Genomic DNA, 18,738 nt, shown 5'->3' with positions numbered 1-18,738 from the left:
ACTGTATAGTAGTAGGCATTACTGACACAACTTAATTTCTGATTATTATAAAACGAGCTGTAGGCATTATTAGGTATATTCCCCCTTAAACTTTCATTACTATTAATAGAGTAATAAAATAATAGTAAAGGTTGGTAGAAAATGACAAATATTTTACAACTATCAATACATGAAGCATCAGAACTGATAAAAGAAAAGAAGCTATCACCTGTTGATTTGGTAGAATCGCTAATTGAGAGAATTGAAGAGACTAATCCTTTAATTAATGCCTATATTACAGTAAGGGAAAAAGAAGAATTGCTAGAAGAAGCAAGACAATGTGAACTTGAAATCCTTAATGGACAATATAAAGGTCCATTACATGGAATTCCTATTTCTATTAAAGATATGATATTTACAAAGGATATAAAAACTACCATGGGTTCGGCTGTCTATAAGGATTACGTTCCTACTGAAGATGCTATTGTCGTTCAACGATTGAAACAGGCTGGGGCCATCATTGTTGGTAAAGTGAATACGCATGAGTTTGCATATGGTCCAACAGGGGATGAATCCCATTTTGGTCCAGTTCGCAACCCTCATGATCTCAACAAAATTTCTGGTGGGTCAAGTAGTGGTTCAGCAGCTTCGATTTCATCATTTACTAGTTTTGGCTCTATTGGGACAGATACAGGTGGCTCAATACGTATTCCAGCTTCATTTTGTGGGGTCGTGGGAATGAAACCGACATACGGAAAAGTGTCAAGAGAAGGCGTTTATGCTCTTTCTTGGAATTTAGATCATATTGGTCCTATTACGAGAACAGTTAAGGACAATATCCTTATGTATAACGCCCTAGTTGAGTCAGAGGAAATTCACATCGGTGACTACGTAAAAGAATTAAACAACTTGAAAATTGCGATCCCTCAAAACTATTTTTTTGACGATTTAGATGAAGACGTCAGGGTTTCTGTGAATGGCGTAGTAAATCTATTAAAGGAAATCGGAGCAACAGTAGAAATAATAAAAATCCCTCTGCTAGATGAGGTTACAGAACATCAAAAAACTATTTTACGTACCGAAGCTTATGCTAATAATAGAGAGAATTTTGAACGTGATGCGTCACTTTTCGGAGTAGAAGTTAGAGAGCGATTACTAACAGGAATTGAGGTCAAAGGTCATGAGTACGCGTTGGCATTAAAAAGAAAAAATGAATTAACAAAACAATGTAATGCGCTATTCGATCATTTCGATGTCTTCATAACGCCTACAATTCCAATCCTCCCGCCAAATATTAAAGAAAGAACAGTCCGAACAGATACCGAGAATAAAGACGCTGGTCACATCAGGTGGACAATTTTAAAGAATACATCACCATTTAATTATTTAGGACTACCAGCAATTTCGATTCCATGTGGTGTATCAACAACGGGATTACCTATAGGATTACAAATCATTTCCAAGAGCAACAATGAGCAAGTAATTTATGAAACAGCTTTAGCACTAGAAGAGAAGTTGAATATTGAAACAACAAAATGGGAGATTGGAAGAAAAATCGTAAAATAATAGTCTCCTCATAATAGTAAAATTCCAAGCTACTTAACTAATCAATTAAATGAATTGATGTTAAGTAGCTTTTATTTGGTAGGGATTTCAGGTTATCTCTGAATTATCTGACTAACTGAAACTCCCTCGGGCACCTAACGAATTCAATAATATTCCAATATAATCATCTATTTGATATATTAAAATATTCTAAAAATTAATGTTTACAAAGGGGTTTTTGTAGTTTAATATTTTCGTATACAGTATACAGTTAATAGTGAATTAGGTAATAAGTTACTGTATTTTAAGAAAAAAGACTTACAAAATGAACGCCAAAAGATCCTCACAAGATAAGACATCAATTTAATTTTCATCTCAACTACGTTTCTTCATAAGTTTACTATCTGCATCCCTTTCACCAGAGGTATTCTCAACACTCATTTTAGAAGGGGACGTATATAAAAATTTCCAACATAAATACTAAATTAAAGGAGGATTTATATGGTGCAATTACAATGGGGAACTTCAGAAAAATTACGTGCGCTTTTGTGTGAACTAGTTAGTTGGCAAAGTCGGTCTAAGACGGATGGAGAGGTCAAATTTGCTTATCGTTTAAAAGATAAATTATTGAGTATCCCTTACTTCAAACAAAATCCGGATCACATTGCATTTCATGATGCAGGGTTAAACCGAAATGCCGTGACAGCATTCTATAAATCACCTGAAACATCAGACACGATTGTGTTGATTTCTCATTTTGACACAGTTAATACGGAGGAGTATGGAAGTTTAGAAAAATTGGCTTACTCTCCAGAAGAGTTAACGAAAGAATTACAAAAACATAAAGACGAGCTTCCACATGATGCATTAAAGGATTTGGAATCAGGTCAATATTTATTTGGACGTGGCACGATGGATATGAAAACTGGACTAGCTGTTCATATGTCTATTATTGAAAAGGCGAGTGCCGAAAATTGGCCTATTAATCTCGTGCTACTAACGGTTCCAGATGAAGAGGTGGATTCAGCTGGCATGCGTGCAGCCGTTCCAGGACTTGTATCTCTACAAGAAGAACATCAACTCACATACAAGTTGTTCTTAAACGGAGAACCGTCCTTTTCACAAAGAAATGATGATCCTAACTATTATATATATTCAGGTTCAATCGGGAAGATTATGCCGTCTGCACTTATTTATGGGAAAGAAACGCATGTTGGAGAGCCAATGAGTGGTGTTACGGCAAATTATATTGCCTCTTTCCTAACTTCAGAAATGGAGTTTAATGCAGAATTCCGAGAGTCACTTTACGAGGAAACAACACCTCTTCCTGTTTCACTTCGACAACGGGATATCATGAATATGGAATACTCAGTACAAACGCCATATCGTGCGCAGATTATGTATAACGTATTTCTTATGAAACGAACAGCATCAGAGGTAATGGAGATTTTCAAACGTACAGCTGAAAAAGCTGCAAACGCTTGTACCAAGGCCTATCACGAAATTTGTAAACGCGAGGGTGTTCAACCAGTAGGCGATATTAAAGTCATTTATTATGAAGAATTACGAAAATATGCAGAAAATAAGCTAGGACAAACAACAGTAGCCTCTTTAATAGATGAGGTATTGCAAAATAGCAGCTGGGATGATCGTGAAAAGTCACTTCGAATCGCAGATGTACTAATGCGTAACTGTCAAGAGTTGGGGCCAGCCATGGTACTGCTTTTTGCACCACCATATTACCCGGCCGTAAATTCCTCGGATGATTCACTAGTCATTGAATTAACAGAACAGACTAAGAAGGCTGCACAAACAAAATTTGGTGTTGAATTAAAGCAAATTCATTATTATAACGGTATTTCAGATTTAAGTTATGTCAATTACCAAGGTTCAAGTGATGGCTGGAACGTGTATAAACAAAATACGCCTGTTTGGGGTAGTAGTTATAGTATTCCGTTTGAAGACATGGAAAAATTAAAAGCCCCAGTGTTCAATTTAGGACCATTTGGTAAAGACGCACATAAGCGAACAGAGCGTTTGCATATTGATAGTGCATTTGTTCAACTGCCATATTTGGTTGAAAATCTAATAAAAACTATGAGTTCTGTTAAAAAAGTCGAAGTTTAATTAGGTTGGAAATACGAAACTAGTAACAATGGTAAACTAAACTTTTTTACAAAATACCTTACAATTCGACAGCGAATGTAGAAATTTCGGGTAAGAAAAGTCTGACAAAAGTATTGTAATTTAATTCGTAAATGAGTAAATTAGATTCATAAAGTTTAGAATATTGTAACAATAGTTGCATCCACCAGTTATTAACAATATATTTTAAGCATAATTTGTATACTGTATACGAAGAAAATTTCATATTTTTTCAAAATATATGTTTAATCTACAATTTTTTTAGGTAGTTAATGTATACGGTATACTTTTAAAAGAACTTCGATATTAGGATTCTGAAAATTACTAATTCCGAAGTCTCCTTTTTCAGAAACTTTGTATACCGTATACAAAAGGTGGGAGTAGAAAAATCATGGTGAGAAAAGTAAGAGAGAAAGAGTTCTTAGCTGATCAGGCTACCCGGATTTTAAGAGAAGGGATTCTATCTGGCGAACTCTTACCGGGCGAAGAATTACCTGAAGAAAAAATCGCAACACAATTAGGAATCAGTAGAACTCCTTTACGAGATGCACTTCGAAGACTTCAACTTGAAGGACTTCTAATTATCGAAAAGGGGAGACCTGCAAAAGTTTCAAATCTAACTCCAGAAGATTTTTTTCAGTCATTGGAGATTCGGCAAATTATAGAGACCTATAACATCGAGTATGTCACGAGCCATATTAATGATCACTTATTTGAAAAACTAAAAGACAATATCCTACAACAAGAACTAGCCACAATACAGACTAATTATAACCACTTCTTAGAACTAGACCGCGAGTTTCATATTCTTTTAGCATCTGCAAGTCCAAATAGTAAGTTAATTCATTTAATACATGAAATGAATACAGGGACTTATCGTGCATTTAATTACTTTGTAAGTGATACACCCAAAACAACTGAACACTCTTTACAAGAACATATTGAAATTCTCGATGCAATTCAAGAGAAGGATTCTACTCTAGCAAGACAAAAAATGCAAACGCATTTAGAAAAAGTCGGATCCCGATTGAAGGATGTTCTAGTAACAAAGACTACTGATACCTATCATATTTAAAAACTAGAGGGAGAACACAAAATGGGATGGTAGAGGTTCATTTATGCAATTAAATATCAGAAGATTCAATCTACTTATCTTCTATTCTTTCGAATAATCGTTCGAAATTTAATAGAATCAAAATTTGGAGCAAAGGGGATCAAGAAATGAAAGCAAAAAAAATTAGTCTATTCATGGCAATAATTTCATTAGTTTTAATTATTGCTGGTTGTAGCGGAGGCGGCAAATCGTCTAGTACAACAACAACAAGCGGAGCAAGTGAAGGAGGAGCTTTAAAAGAAGAATTGCACTATGCAAGTAATGCTCAACCACCATCACTTGACCCATTAATGTCAAATGCGGTTGTAACTCGTGAAGTTGCATCAATCATTTATGAATCATTAGTTGCATTTGATGAAAATTATGAGCCAGTACCAATGTTAGCTGAGTCGATTGAACAAAGCGAAGATGGAAAAACTTATACATTTAAATTAAGACAAGGCGTGAAATTCCATAACGGTAAAGAAATGAAAGCAGAAGACGTTGTCGCTTCATTAACACGTTGGGCAGAAAAATCATCTTCTGCAAGAGCAGTTTTAGTAGACCCAGTATTTGCAGAAGTTGATGAATACACGGTGACATTAACGCTTGGACAAGGTACAACATTAGCTTTAGGTGCATTGGCTAACGTATCACACTTAGCAGCAATTATGCCAAAAGAAATTGTAGAATCAGCTCCTGAATCTGGTGTAACAGAATTCATTGGAACAGGTCCTTACAAATTTGTTGAGTGGAAACAAGACCAATATCTAAAGTTCACGAAGTTTGATGACTATGTAGCTTTAGATACTCCGGCAAGTGGTTTATCAGGTAAAAAAGAAGCTTTAGTGAAAGATGTATATTATGACATCGTTCTTGATCCATCAACTCAACTTACTGGTGTTCAAACAGGTGAGTATGACATCGCTGGTGGCATTTTACAAGATGATTTAGCGCAAGTTGAAGCAAACAAAGATTTAGCACACATTACACCATTCTCAATGAATTATTCAATTCTTTTAAACCGTAAAGAAGGTCCATTTACAAGTAAAGAAATGCGTCAAGCAGTTAGCTTAGCATTAGACCATGATTCTCTTGCAGCGGTTGCAGCGGTTGGTAATTATACGATTTCACCAAGTTTAATGCCAAAACATATTGAAAAATGGAGCACTGAAGCAGGTGCAGAATTCTTCAACCAAAAAGATACAGAAAAAGCAAAAAGTTTACTAAAAGAAGCAGGATATAACGGTGAAACAGTTACGATCTTAACAACTCGTGATTATCCAGTTATGTACAACGAAGCAGTTGCAATGAAAGAGCAATTAGGCGCAATCGGCATTAACGTTGAATTATTAGTTTATGACTGGGCAACAGCATTAGCGGAAGTTCGTAGTTCTCCAGAAGATTGGGATCTATTCACTACAAGTTTCCCTGGCGTACCATCTCCAGCTGAAATGTTATACTTCGCTGAAGGATACTTCGATGGAGCTGAGTCAGATACTCAAAAAGAATTATTAGCAAAAATTCGTAGTGCAGCAACACATGAAGAAGCAAAACAATATTGGGAAGAGTTACAAACTCACTCAATTGAAGATGTAAAAATCATTACAACTTTTGGATTAAATGCAATCCATGCTTATTCTAATAAAGTTGATGGCTACAAATACTTTGATGTTCCAGTATTCTGGAATGTAAAAGTAGCAGAATAATAGATTTTTCTTCCCCACACTCTTTCATGGACTGTGGGGAAGATATTATTCAATTAAACTGCATTTTTGAAAGTCGTATTTTATAGACACTTAAAGTGAAAATTTCAAGAAATGGGGAGGCGAATTTGTGAAAACGTACTTATTTAAACGTTTATTATCTTTAATCCCGATATTATTTGTTGTATCAATAGTTGTTTATAGCATTATTTACATAACACCAGGGGACCCGGCGGAGGTTATGTTAGGAGATTCCGCAACTGACGAACAAGTCGAGGCATTACGTGAAGAATTAGGACTAAATCAGTCGTTTATCGAACGTTACTTTACTTGGGTTGGACATGCAGTAACAGGGGATCTTGGCACTTCCTACTTTATGAATGAGGGAGTAACATCTGCCATTATTAGTCACCTTTTCCCAACACTTTCATTAGCAGTACTAGCAGAACTATTCGCAATTATCATCGGTATTCCAATTGGGATTTTTGCTGCTAGAAGAAGAGGTTCCTACGTTGACCAATCAATCATGGGTCTATCATACGTTGGGGTAGCAATACCTAGCTTCTTGTTAGCACTATTTTTAGTTTTAATCTTCTCTATTAAATTACAATGGCTTCCAGTTGCAGGGTACAAGGATTTAAGTGAAGGATTAATGGTCCACCTAGAATATATGATATTACCAGCAATCGCACTTGGATTAATGCATGTCGCATTAACAGCAAGGATGACTCGCTCTTCCATGCTAGATGTGCTTAATGCGAATTTTATTAAGACGGCAAGAGCAAAAGGAGTAAAAGAGGCGGTCGTAATCTACAGACACACTTTCCGTAATGCCCTTTTACCAATCGTTACAATTGTAGGACAAAACTTCGGGATTTTAATTGCGGGTGCTGCAGTAGTCGAAACAGTATTTAACATTCCTGGAATTGGCCAATTAGTTGTCAACTCGATTGAACGTCGTGACTTCCCAATTATTCAAGGTGTCATTCTATTTGTAACTTTTGTTTATGTATTAATTAATTTAATTGTTGACTTGTTATATGGAGTAATTGATCCAAGGGTTAAGTTAAATAAATAATCACTGAAATTTGAATTGTAAGGAAGTGAGAAAATGGTATCCATTGTGAAAACGCCCGATCTTGACAAGAAAAGAAATGAATTGAAGAAGGAACAACGTCGTTTAACAATTCGTAAGTTCCTCCAAAATAAATTGGCTGTTACTGGCTCTGTCATTCTTGTTTTATTAGTACTTTTAGCAGTAGTAGGGCCAATGTTGATTTCAGCTGATCCATATGCAATCAATCCTGAAGACCGATTGCAAGGTCCAAGTGCTGATTACATTCTTGGAACAGACAATTTTGGTCGTGATTTATTATCTCGTATTATTTTCGGTGCGCAAATTTCGCTTTTAATTGGTTTATCGGTTTCATTTTTTGCAGGAGTATTTGGAACAATAATCGGTCTTTACGCGAGCTACTATCGTCCATTAGATAATATTTTAATGCGTATTTGTGAAGGGATCATGGCAATTCCTGCAATTTTATTAGCAATTGCTTTAATGGCTGCACTAGGACCAAGTACAAAAAATATTATTCTAGCTTTAAGTGTCGTATATACACCATACGTTGCACGTGTTGTCCGTTCATCTGCTCTCGTTGTTCGTGAAGAAACGTATATTGAAGCGATGAAAGCAATCGGAGCAAAATCTTCTCGTATTATTTGGGGACATATGGCACCAAACGTCATGTCACCACTAATTATTCAAATTACTTCAGTATTTGCAAATGCCATCTTAATTGAAGCAACGCTAAGCTTCTTAGGTGCAGGAGTTCCAGCACCAACACCAAGTTGGGGGAACATTTTATATGATGGAAAATTAGTAATCTTTAATACGCCTTGGATGGTGGTCTTCCCTGGTATTTGTATTGTACTAGCGATCTTAGCATTAAATATGTTTGGGGACGGACTTCGTGATATCCTAGACCCACATTCTAATAAGGGCAAGAAATAACTAGAAAAAAATAATGATTTTTTCAGGGAACAAGTAGGGAGCATGCAACGAGTGGGCTCTAGCATGAAAGCAAAAGGAGGGACTTCATGAATCAGCAACCGATTTTAGAGGTGAAGGATTTAAGAACAAGCTTTTACACGGAACGAGGGAAGGTAACTGCGCTACATGGCATTAACTTTCAATTAAGAGAAGGTGAAATCTTGGGGATTGTAGGGGAGTCTGGTTGTGGTAAAAGTGTTACCTCACAATCAATCCTCCGATTATATGATGAAAAATACACAGCCGAGTATGAAGGCGAAATTAATTTCCAAGGAGAAAACTTATTAAAACTTCCAATGGATCAAATGCAAGAAATTCGTGGAAATGATATTTCAATGATTTTCCAAGATCCATTAAGTTCATTAAATCCAGTATATACAATTGGGTTTCAAATAAGTGAATCTTTAATTCTTCATCAAAAACTATCAAAAAAAGAAGCGAATGAAAAAGTAATCGAATTACTTCGTTTAACAGGAATTTCAGCTCCTGAAAAGAGGGTTAATCAATATCCACATGAATTGTCTGGTGGGATGAGACAACGTGTCATGATTGCGATGGCATTGGCATGTAAACCAAGAGTGTTAATTGCCGATGAGCCTACGACAGCTCTAGACGTAACAATCCAAGCTCAAATTTTAGATTTACTTTTACAATTAAAAGATGAATATAACATGAGTGTTATGTTTATTACCCATGACCTTGGCGTTGTTGCGGAAATTTGTACGCGTGTTGTGGTTATGTACCTTGGTCAAATCGTAGAAGAGGCAGATGTTCAAAGTTTATTCTCTAAACCACTTCATCCGTATACAAAAGGGTTAATGAAATCCATGCCTGCAATTGACGGGGAGCGTTCAGAGAAACTATTTGTAATTGAAGGAGCTGTTCCTTCCTTAAATAACATACCAAAGGGCTGCCGTTTTGCACCTAGATGTCCATATGCAGATGAACTATGTATGGAAAAACCACCTGAGCTAACGGTTCATAACGATAACCAAAAAGTTCGCTGCTGGCACTATGACAAAATTATGAGAGAAGAGGAGAATCAAAATGACAACACAATTAAAGCAAAATAATGAACCCCTTCTTGAAGTAAATGGCTTAAAAAAATATTTTCCTGTAAAAAATCAATTAGGCCAGAAAAGTGCCTTCGTAAAAGCAGTGGATGATGTTTCTTTCAAATTGTATGAAGGGAAAACATTAGGGTTAGTAGGAGAATCAGGTTGTGGGAAAAGTACTACAGGACGCTCTCTTTTACGATTAATTGAGCCAACTTCAGGTAGTGCATTATTTGAAGGAAAAGATATTTTTAAGTTAAAGGGTAAAGAGCTTCGCGAAGCAAGACAAGATTTACAAATGGTTTTCCAAGATCCATTTTCTTCACTGAATCCAAGAAAAAGAATCGGAGAAATTTTAGAAGAACCATTAAAAATCCATAATTTAGGATCTAGTGCAGAACGAACTGAAAAAGTAATGGATATCCTCCATAAAGTCGGACTGAATGTCGATCATTATTATCGTTACCCTCATGAGTTTTCAGGTGGACAAAGACAACGAATCGTGTTGGCGCGTGCCTTAATTTTAAATCCAAAAATCATTGTTTGCGATGAACCAGTATCCGCTCTTGACGTTTCAACCCAAGCGCAAATTGTCAATTTATTGCGCGGACTTCAAGAAGAGCTGAAGTTAACATATCTTTTTATTGCTCATGATATCAGTGTTGTTCGCCATATTTCCGATCAAATTGGCGTGATGTACTTAGGAAATATTGTTGAATATGCAGATACAGATAATATTTTTGCAGAGCCTTTACATCCTTACACTCAGGCATTATTATCTGCGGTACCTAAATCTAGCCCTACTGCTGTGCGGGAAAGAATTGTGTTAAAAGGTGAAATACCTTCACCGTTAAATCCACCATCAGGATGTGTGTTCCATCCAAGATGTCCGATGGCAACAGAGCTTTGTAGTAAAGAAATTCCTGTGAATAAAGAAGCACGTCCAGGCCATTTTGTGAAGTGTCATCTATATTAAAATCAGAATTTTCTAATAGAGGGAAACCGAGTGCGTGAACAATCAAAAAGATATGAAAAATAAGGGGCGAAAACTATGAATCTGGTAGAGCGATTAAAAGAAGTCATACCAGAAGATCGGATTAGTACGAATGAAACGGTGCTATTAAATCATAGTAAAGACGAATCGTTTTATTCGGGAAATCTTCCAGACGTCGTTGTATTTCCAAAAGATAAACAGGAAGTAGCTGAAATTGTTCGCTTAGCCAATGAGCTTGAAGTTCCCATTGTACCATTTGGAACGGGCTCCGGTTTAGAAGGTCAAGTTATTCCAAAACAAGGTGGAATCTCAATCGATTTTCAAGAAATGAACAAAATACTTGAAATCAATGATGAAGACCTATTAGTGACCGTTCAACCAGGTGTTACAAGAGTGCAATTAAATGCAGAGCTCGGGAAATACGGTTTGTTTTTCCCTGTTGACCCAGGCGCCGATGCCTCTTTAGGTGGAATGGCTTCAACTAACGCAAGTGGAACGACGACTGTCCGTTATGGGGCTATGAAAGATAATGTTCGTGATCTGGAAGTGGTATTAGCAGATGGTCGACTGATTCATACCGGTAGTAGGGCAAAAAAATCTTCTTCTGGCTACCGATTGACTGAGCTCTTTGTTGGTTCAGAAGGGACGCTAGGTGTATTCACTGAGTTAACGCTTCAAGTGTATGGAATTTCGGAAGTGATTGTCGCTGCACGTGCTGTATTCAATTCAATACAAAATGCAGTTCAAGCAGCAACCTCTTTACTTGCAATTGGAGTACCAATCGCTCGTATTGAATTAGTAGAGGCTTATTCAATCAAACATATGAATTTGGCAGCAGGTACTAATTATTTAGAAGATGTAACGCTATTCCTCGAATTTCATGGGACAGATAAGAGTGTAGAAGGTGAGCTTGAAATCACCAAAGATTTGTTCGAAGATTTCGGATGTTATCAGTTTGATATTGAAAAGGACTCCCTAGGTCGTGCAAAACTTTGGGAAGTTAGGCATAACAGTTTAAATATTTGGTTACATCATAATCCAGGAAAAAGGGTAATGAATACAGATGTATGTGTGCCTTTATCGAAATTAGCAGATGCAGTGGAATATAGTCGAACTTGTCTTGATGAATCTAAGTTGCAAGGAAGTATTATCGGTCATATTGGAGATGGAAATTTCCATGTAGGAATTATTCTAGATCCGAATGACGCTGAGGAAATGAAAAAAGCCCACCGATTAAATGAACAAATCGTACATTTCGCCTTAGCAGCTGGCGGCACTTGTACGGGTGAACATGGTGTAGGGTTGGGCAAGATGAAGTACCAAGAACAAGAACACGGTACAGCATTAGATGTTATGAAAACGATTAAACAAGCTTTAGACCCGAATCAAATATTAAATCCGGGGAAGATTTTTGTGGAAAACTCCAATTAAAAGACCGTTCAAACTTAATAAAACGGGATTCCAAACGAAAACTGAATATAGGGGATATGATGATGACAAACCTTAGTGAATTACTAAATAAGAATGTACTAGAAATTGAAGAGTCAGGTATCCGTAAAATTGCCAATCTCGCTATAGGAATGTCAGATGTGGTAAATTTAACATTCGGTCAACCTGACTTCCCATCACCTAGTTATATTAATACGGCAGGAATAAAAGCTATTCAAGAAAATAAAACGGGTTACACACTAAATTCGGGATTACCAGAGCTTCGTAAATATGCGAGCAAATATGTACAAGATCTTTATGGTTTAACTTATAACCCAGACGATGAAGTGTTGATTACAACTGGGGCAAGTGAAGCTCTAGATTTGGCGTTCAGAACAATCCTTTCACCAGGGGCAGAGGTTATTTTACCTGCACCAGTCTATACAGGCTATGAACCACTTATTAAATTATGTGATGCCGTTCCAGTTTTTGTGGATACGCGAGAAACAGGATTTAAATTAACAGCAGAAGCGATTGCTGAAAAAATTACTGACAAAACGCGTTGTATTATCATCCCATATCCATCAAATCCAACAGGTACGGTTTTAACAAAAGAGGAAGTTCTCGCGATCGGAGAGGTACTAAAAGATAAAAATATCTTTATTGTATCTGATGAGATCTATAGTGAATTAGTATATGACGTTCCTCATTATTCTATCGCAGCTGTTCCGGGACTAAGAGACAAAACAATTGTCATCAATGGACTTTCTAAATCTCATTCGATGACAGGATGGCGAATCGGGTTTACATTTGCCCCTCCTTATCTTACAAAGTTGTTGTTAAAGCTACACGCGTACAATAATGTTTGTGCAACTTCAATCAGTCAATATGCAGGGATAGAGGCATTAAAGCAAGGTGCGAATCATGAAGAAGTTTTAGCAATGAAAAATGAGTACAAAAAACGAAGAGAGTATGTTTACAACAGATTAATTGAAATGGGATTAGAAGTGGAAAAACCACAAGGTGCTTTTTATATCTTCCCATCAATTAAAAAGTTTGGCTTAACTTCTGACGAATTTGCTTTAAAACTACTTTACGAAGCAAAAGTAGGTGTTATTGCCGGAACTGCATTCAGCGAGTATGGAGAGGGATACATTCGAATTTCCTACGCGCAAGCAATGGAAGAACTTGAAGAAGGGTTAAATCGAATTGGGAACTTCCTATCTACGTTGACAATGGTTAATAGTTAATGGTTTTAGTGAAGGTAGTCACATTGGTTAGAATGTAGGAGAGAACCCGTTGTATTTTCGGGTTCTCATTTAATACTCAAAAAGAGAAAAAACAGTAGCATAAGACATGGTAATCCGTATAGGAATTTACCATGTTTTTTTATTTCTTCGTAGGTTAAGTGGAGGAATTTCGGAATAACTGCCCTAGATCAGTGAAAGTTTAATGATTTTGACAAGTAAATGGAAATCAATCCTTTATTTAGTGGTGAACTTTATTATTTTTCAACTTAGCAGAAATTTCTCCTTTTATTTTCTAACACTCTGATAAACCAAATAATTGATAGTTTCATTCATCTTCAAATATACTAAGTCTCAATTAAAAATTATATGTTTATCTTTTATAAAAGGAATAACTCTCATAGTAACTGCATAAATTAATAGAATTGAGACTTTATAAAAATTAAAGATGAAAACGCTTTAATTAGTCGCTTCATGGTCAAGACATCAAGATACAATTGTTGAGTATAAAACACAATATTAAGGTGGGGAATTAACATGAAGGCGGAAATAGTTTTTATCAACGGTGAAGTCATTACAGTTGACGAACAAAATCGTGTGGTCGACTGTGTAGCAATCAATGAAAATCGAATCATTGCCACAGGCTCTTATGAAGAAGTTGAACATACAATCTCAAATGATACGAAAATTATTGACCTAGAAGGCAAATCTCTACTACCTGGATTTGTTGATGCACATGTTCACTTCACAATTTACGGAACAAACCTCCTTGGAGTTGACTGTACAGAACCTCATATCCAATCAATACAGGATCTGTTAGTGGATCTTCAGAAAAAATGTGAGGAAACACCAAAGGGACAATGGGTACGTGCCACAGGATTTAATGAAAATAAATTGGCTGAAAAGCGATATCCGACAAAAGAAGAATTAGATGATATTTCTAAAGAACATCCGATTATTATTATTCGAACATGTAACCATTTTTCCTTTGTAAATAGTAAAGCCTTAGAAGTAGCAAACATAAATGAGACAACGAAAGATCCAAATGGAGGGATTTTTGAAAGACATCCAGATGGGTTGCTTACAGGGAAACTAATAGAAAATGCACATATGCAAATGCTAGAATTTGCTAATTATACGCCAGAGGAATTACGAAGAGGAATGGGGTTAGCATCTAAAGAGTTTTTAAAAGCTGGAATCACAAGTGTCCATGATGCAGGGGCTTATGGAGATGGTGCCGACACATTCCGAGTGATGCAAGAAGCTGTTAACGCAAAGGATATCAAAGTAAGAATATATGCTTTCGTCTGCTCTTTAACGAATTCGCATGTGTTTGTTAAGAAGATGAGTGAATCTGGTGCGATTACAGGACTTGGAAATGAATGGTTCAAAATAGGTCCAGCAAAATTATTTACAGATGGCAGTAGTGTAGGACCGACTATTGCGACACGTGAAGGCTATACGCATGACCCAAATAACTATGGACTATTGTATTACAGTCAAGAAGAATATGAGCAAATTCTTGGAGAAGCCCATGCAAAAGGATTCCAAATTACAGCACACGCACAAGGAGATCGAGCGATAGAACTGCTGCTTGATTGCATCGAAAAAGCATTAAAAAAATCTCCAAGAGAAAATCATCGTCACAGAATCGAACATGCAGGGATTGCTTCACCAGACTTACAACGTCGTATGAAAGAACTAGGAGTTGTTCCGATTCCAAATCCAGCATTTATTCATGTTAATGGCGATAAATATAGTGAGTACTACGGTGATCGAGTGAATGTAATGTATCCATGTCGTGACTATATCGATCAAGATATTATAGCAGCATACGGTTCTGATGCGCCTGTCATTGAACTCAATCCATTATTAGGAATCCATGCCGCAGTCAATCGACAATCATGGAATGGGCAAGCGATTGGAGAAAATCAACAAGTAAGTATTTTAGAAGCAATCCGAGGTTATACATTAAACGGCGCCTACGCAAGCTTTGAAGAAAACATTAAAGGTAGCATCGAAGCTGGGAAGCTTGCAGACTTCGTTGTATTAAATGAAAGTATCCTAGAATGTGATCAAGACAAAATCAAAGATATACAAGTCGAACTTACCATTGTTGACGGAGAAATATTATTTGATGCCAATGAACAAAAGGAAAAAGTTGAAACAGTTGGTTGATCATTGGTAGAATGAGTTGAAAAAATAAAGATCTTCTCCATGAGATAATTAATAAAATCATATTAACTTGATAGGCTGGGACAAATCCCAAAAACATCAGTTTCTCAAAAAGAGAAAACTGATGTTTTTTTGCTGTTAATTCTATGAATGAATCTTATAAAGTATCCGGTGAGAGAGGACTAAGCACACAAGCCGCGCGCGTGCTTGGTCATGGGGGCTAGACATGCGGACGTGGCGTTTTTGCCCCTGGCTTTTGCAAGGTCCGCTCACATAAAATTTGTCCTTCTAAACTTTCCGGAAACTGGCGCGGATTACAGTGGTAGGCCGGTTTTTTTGGAGAATGGCTATCACTTATTGGGCTCAAACTATAAAGTATCAATATTTTACTAAAAATAATAATAGTGGCTTTCCTTAAAAATTCTACTTATGTCCCGGCATCTTTATTTTTTGTTATAACAAAAAGTATTCTATTAATTTGCTAGTATTTCTTTACATTAAGAATACTTGCCCTTATCTACAAGTATAGTTTGCATATAATAGATAAACTAAGTTGTGTAAGAAAAGAGGTGAGGGGATGTACAGAAATAATAGAGTTCCAAGGAAAGGTTTTTGTTTTCCCGGCTATCGTTATTGCGGACCAGGTTGCTCAGGTCCAGGAAGGCCAATAAATGAAGTGGATTCATGTTGTAAAATGCACGATGAATGTTATGAACGATACGGGAGAACAATATATTGTGATGAACTATTTCACCAATGTTTATACCCATATATGAACCCGTACAAAAGAAAGGGGAAACATGCCATTCTATTTTCGGGAATTATTGGGATGAAGAATATGTTTTAAGCAAAATTTCATCCTAATCTTACGGACATAACTTATTGATTCCGATTTACTCCTATAAAACTTTATTAAATATACTAGCTGCTAAACCATTTAGAATATTAGTAGCTTTCTTTTTTTGTTTTCATCCTTTATTTGTAGCTCAAGAAATAAATAAAGAAACCCTAAAATGGATCTCACTTTAGGAATTTCCTCTGGCCGCTCTGATTTGTATTTTTCATATAATAAAAAGCTTTCTCATAACTAATTGAATTAGTTTTCTCGGCACTATCTACTTTAGTATATAGGCCACTTTACGTTAAACTTTCTTCATAGTCTCCATAACAAATAGAGTTTCTTCCATTATTCTTGGCTTGATAAAGGAATTTATCGCAGCATACATATAGACTTTCTAATTTGGTTGAATGATTAGGTATTAGCGTGATGACCCCGATACTAATAGAATATTTTTCCGGTATCCCAGGAATCTCTGCATCTGCTATTAGTTGCTTCATCTTTTCTAACTTGTTAACCGATTCCTTTTGATCCAATCCAGTAAGAAATATGGCAAATTCATCTCCACCATATCTTCCAAAAAGTGAATCCGAGTCAAGAGAATGATTGATTCGCTTGGATAGATCTTGCAAAATACGATCCCCGACATCATGCCCATAGTTATCATTAAATTTCTTAAAATAATCAATATCAAATAGAATAAATGAAACATACTTTCTTTCCTTGGAACAAGAAATCAACATTTGCTTAGCTCGGGACACAAAAGTTCTACGATTTAGTGCTTGAGTAAGGTCATCGTAATAGGCCATATGAATCAACTCTGCATCGGCTCGTTCTTTTAAAATTAGAATAAATCCAATATTCCCCAGAAGCATCACTAAAAAAATGCTCAAAAAGGAAATCGTTTGAATCCATCCAGGTGTAAACAATCCCATCCGTTGTTCAGATAAGAGAGCAACAATAGCTCTAACTAAAAAAGTAAGAGCAACGGTATAATAAAGAATCCCCATAAGCTTCATTAATAATGTAGAAGACTTTTCGCGCATTAGGCGAAAGGCAGGGAAAATGGCTAGCACAAAAGTAGCAATAGACGCACAGAATATTCGAATATGTTCATAGTTATAAAACAAAAGTATCGAATGGAAGCTAACGAGAAAAACAATGGTTAAACTGATATAAAATGTTTTAACGTGTTTTTGAGAATAGTTTACTAACATTAATAGAGCAATCGACTCGAGCGCTGTACCGATAAATTGTAAAGAATTTGCAATAGAAACAGTGAATAGGTCAGGAATACCACCGCGAAGGATTACTAGTAACCATGCGATTGCTTGTATACATTTTGCTAGAAAAAACGTATTAAAAGTGGAATCTCTTGAATGGTTTCGCCAATAGGAACTAATTAAAACAACGGTAAATAAATGGCCAACCACTAAAGTAACTAAAATTGTTTTCATATCAAGTAAAAAATTCATTTACTCACCCAACCTAGGTAAAATTTCACTCTATTAAAAAAAATAAATACCAATGATACATATTAGTTCTTTCCTACTGATATATTACTATTTTTTTGACCTAAAGGAAATAAAATGTTAGCTTTGAGAAGAGAATCGATGTAGTAGAAAGAAAATCGCATCATTGTGAATAATTACTGTGTTAATTTAGAGTGTAAACCTGTATATATGTATAAAATTTGCTTCAAAAAAGATCTCTTAAAAAGATTTCGTCGTAGTCATTTCCATCTATTCTATTTGTCCTAAATGAATGATCCTGCTATGTCTTTCTTGTATGAAGATAATAAAGGTGCCCCCTGAGTTTCCTCTATTATATATAGTTTAATTTTGATCCCCAAAAATAAAAGGATATCCCCAAAGAGATACCCCATCATACCTGTAGTGTTTTTCTTCTATTATATAGGTCCTGTATCCATCAACCTATTACGAACTCCCTGGAAATTAATCATCATCCGCTTCAAGTCGTGCAATCGTTGCACGAATAGATTCGATTTCTCGACGAATTTGCTCCATTTTATTACTTAATGTGGAAAAGACATTAGTAAATTGTGTTGTTTGGATTTCTTGGTAGCTTGCAAGGATCCCGTCTATTCGAATGTCATCAAAACGTGTGGCTAAAGTCCCTTTCCATGTTGCCTGTGTAAGTTCAGGTTCTGTCATAAGATGTTGATTGCTTGAAAATTCACTTTGTTTCCCAGATAGTTGGCCATTGCACGTCTGCAAACGACTAAGATCATTTTGCTTTTTGTGTAAAAGTGCATACCAATATGCTAAAGACATTCCATCACCTCTATATAACTTCGTAATTATTATAATATTTTTTGATTAAGTTAATTTTTCAGCACAAAAAATTCACTGAATTTAAAGAAATTAGCAATTACTAATGTATTATGCCCACTTTAATATAACACAACCTCTAATACATAAAATGGTAAGGTGTGCTCATTTTTTGTTAAATAATTTGGGAGG

14 protein-coding genes are annotated in these 18,738 nt (G+C 36.0%); 12 read left to right on the top strand and 2 right to left on the bottom strand.

Translation table 11 applies throughout. From position 1 onward, the window contains the following. Window positions 1-141: 141 nt before the first annotated feature. From JOD29_RS10715 to JOD29_RS10660, 12 genes are all read left to right on the top strand, one after another. On the top strand, window positions 142-1,545 hold the full coding sequence (locus tag JOD29_RS10715) for an amidase (RefSeq protein ID WP_124764778.1): 1,404 nt from the start codon (window positions 142-144) through the stop codon (window positions 1,543-1,545). 480 nt (window positions 1,546-2,025) lie between these two features. Beyond that, entirely contained in the window at window positions 2,026-3,651 is a 1,626-nt protein-coding gene (locus tag JOD29_RS10710; protein WP_124764776.1) for a M20/M25/M40 family metallo-hydrolase, read from the top strand. A gap of 409 nt (window positions 3,652-4,060) precedes the next feature. Further along, entirely contained in the window at window positions 4,061-4,744 is a 684-nt protein-coding gene (locus tag JOD29_RS10705) for a GntR family transcriptional regulator (RefSeq protein ID WP_124764774.1), read from the top strand. 146 nt (window positions 4,745-4,890) lie between these two features. Next, window positions 4,891-6,471 carry an ABC transporter substrate-binding protein gene (locus JOD29_RS10700; RefSeq protein WP_124764772.1) on the top strand — a complete coding sequence of 527 codons (1,581 nt, stop codon included), beginning with the start codon at window positions 4,891-4,893 and terminating at the stop codon, window positions 6,469-6,471. Window positions 6,472-6,598: 127 nt separating this feature from the next. Then, entirely contained in the window at window positions 6,599-7,546 is a 948-nt protein-coding gene (locus tag JOD29_RS10695; protein WP_124764770.1) for an ABC transporter permease, read from the top strand. A gap of 33 nt (window positions 7,547-7,579) precedes the next feature. Continuing rightward, complete coding sequence (locus JOD29_RS10690; RefSeq protein ID WP_124764768.1) at window positions 7,580-8,479, top strand: ABC transporter permease; 900 nt, start codon at window positions 7,580-7,582, stop codon at window positions 8,477-8,479. An 86-nt stretch (window positions 8,480-8,565) separates the two neighbouring features. Beyond that, window positions 8,566-9,591, top strand: a complete 1,026-nt coding sequence (locus JOD29_RS10685; RefSeq protein ID WP_124764766.1) for an ABC transporter ATP-binding protein — start codon at window positions 8,566-8,568, stop codon at window positions 9,589-9,591. Next, the gene (locus JOD29_RS10680; protein WP_124764764.1) at window positions 9,566-10,549 is read left to right on the top strand and encodes an ABC transporter ATP-binding protein; all 984 of its coding nucleotides are present in this window, start codon (window positions 9,566-9,568) and stop codon (window positions 10,547-10,549) included. Before JOD29_RS10685 ends, JOD29_RS10680 begins: the two co-directional genes overlap by 26 nt. Window positions 10,550-10,624: 75 nt before the next feature. Continuing rightward, window positions 10,625-11,998 (top strand): FAD-binding oxidoreductase, encoded by a 1,374-nt coding sequence (locus tag JOD29_RS10675; RefSeq protein ID WP_124764762.1) that lies wholly within the window; start codon window positions 10,625-10,627, stop codon window positions 11,996-11,998. A gap of 62 nt (window positions 11,999-12,060) precedes the next feature. Continuing rightward, window positions 12,061-13,245, top strand: coding sequence for an aminotransferase A (locus JOD29_RS10670; RefSeq protein ID WP_124764760.1), 1,185 nt, complete (start codon window positions 12,061-12,063; stop codon window positions 13,243-13,245). Between the two features lie 534 nt (window positions 13,246-13,779). Continuing rightward, window positions 13,780-15,420: an amidohydrolase gene (locus JOD29_RS10665; protein WP_124764758.1), complete on the top strand. Its 1,641-nt coding sequence runs from the start codon at window positions 13,780-13,782 to the stop codon at window positions 15,418-15,420. 574 nt (window positions 15,421-15,994) lie between these two features. Further along, window positions 15,995-16,264 carry a Parvovirus coat protein VP1-like protein gene (locus JOD29_RS10660; protein WP_124764756.1) on the top strand — a complete coding sequence of 90 codons (270 nt, stop codon included), beginning with the start codon at window positions 15,995-15,997 and terminating at the stop codon, window positions 16,262-16,264. Window positions 16,265-16,554: 290 nt separating this feature from the next. Here JOD29_RS10660 and JOD29_RS10655 read toward each other — a convergent pair whose 3' ends face one another. Both JOD29_RS10655 and JOD29_RS10650 read right to left on the bottom strand, forming a co-directional pair. Then, a complete protein-coding gene (locus JOD29_RS10655; protein WP_124764754.1) occupies window positions 16,555-17,730 on the bottom strand; it encodes a GGDEF domain-containing protein in 1,176 nt (391 codons plus the stop codon). A gap of 480 nt (window positions 17,731-18,210) precedes the next feature. After that, window positions 18,211-18,549: a YwqH-like family protein gene (locus JOD29_RS10650; protein WP_124764752.1), complete on the bottom strand. Its 339-nt coding sequence runs from the start codon at window positions 18,547-18,549 to the stop codon at window positions 18,211-18,213. Between the last annotated feature and the right edge of the window lie 189 nt (window positions 18,550-18,738).

It is taken from the genome of Lysinibacillus composti (genome assembly GCF_016908465.1).
Lineage (GTDB): Bacteria > Bacillota > Bacilli > Bacillales_A > Planococcaceae > Ureibacillus > Ureibacillus composti_A.
Note: the sequence above shows the minus strand (reverse complement) of the source record. Positions and strands in the feature narration are given on the sequence as shown.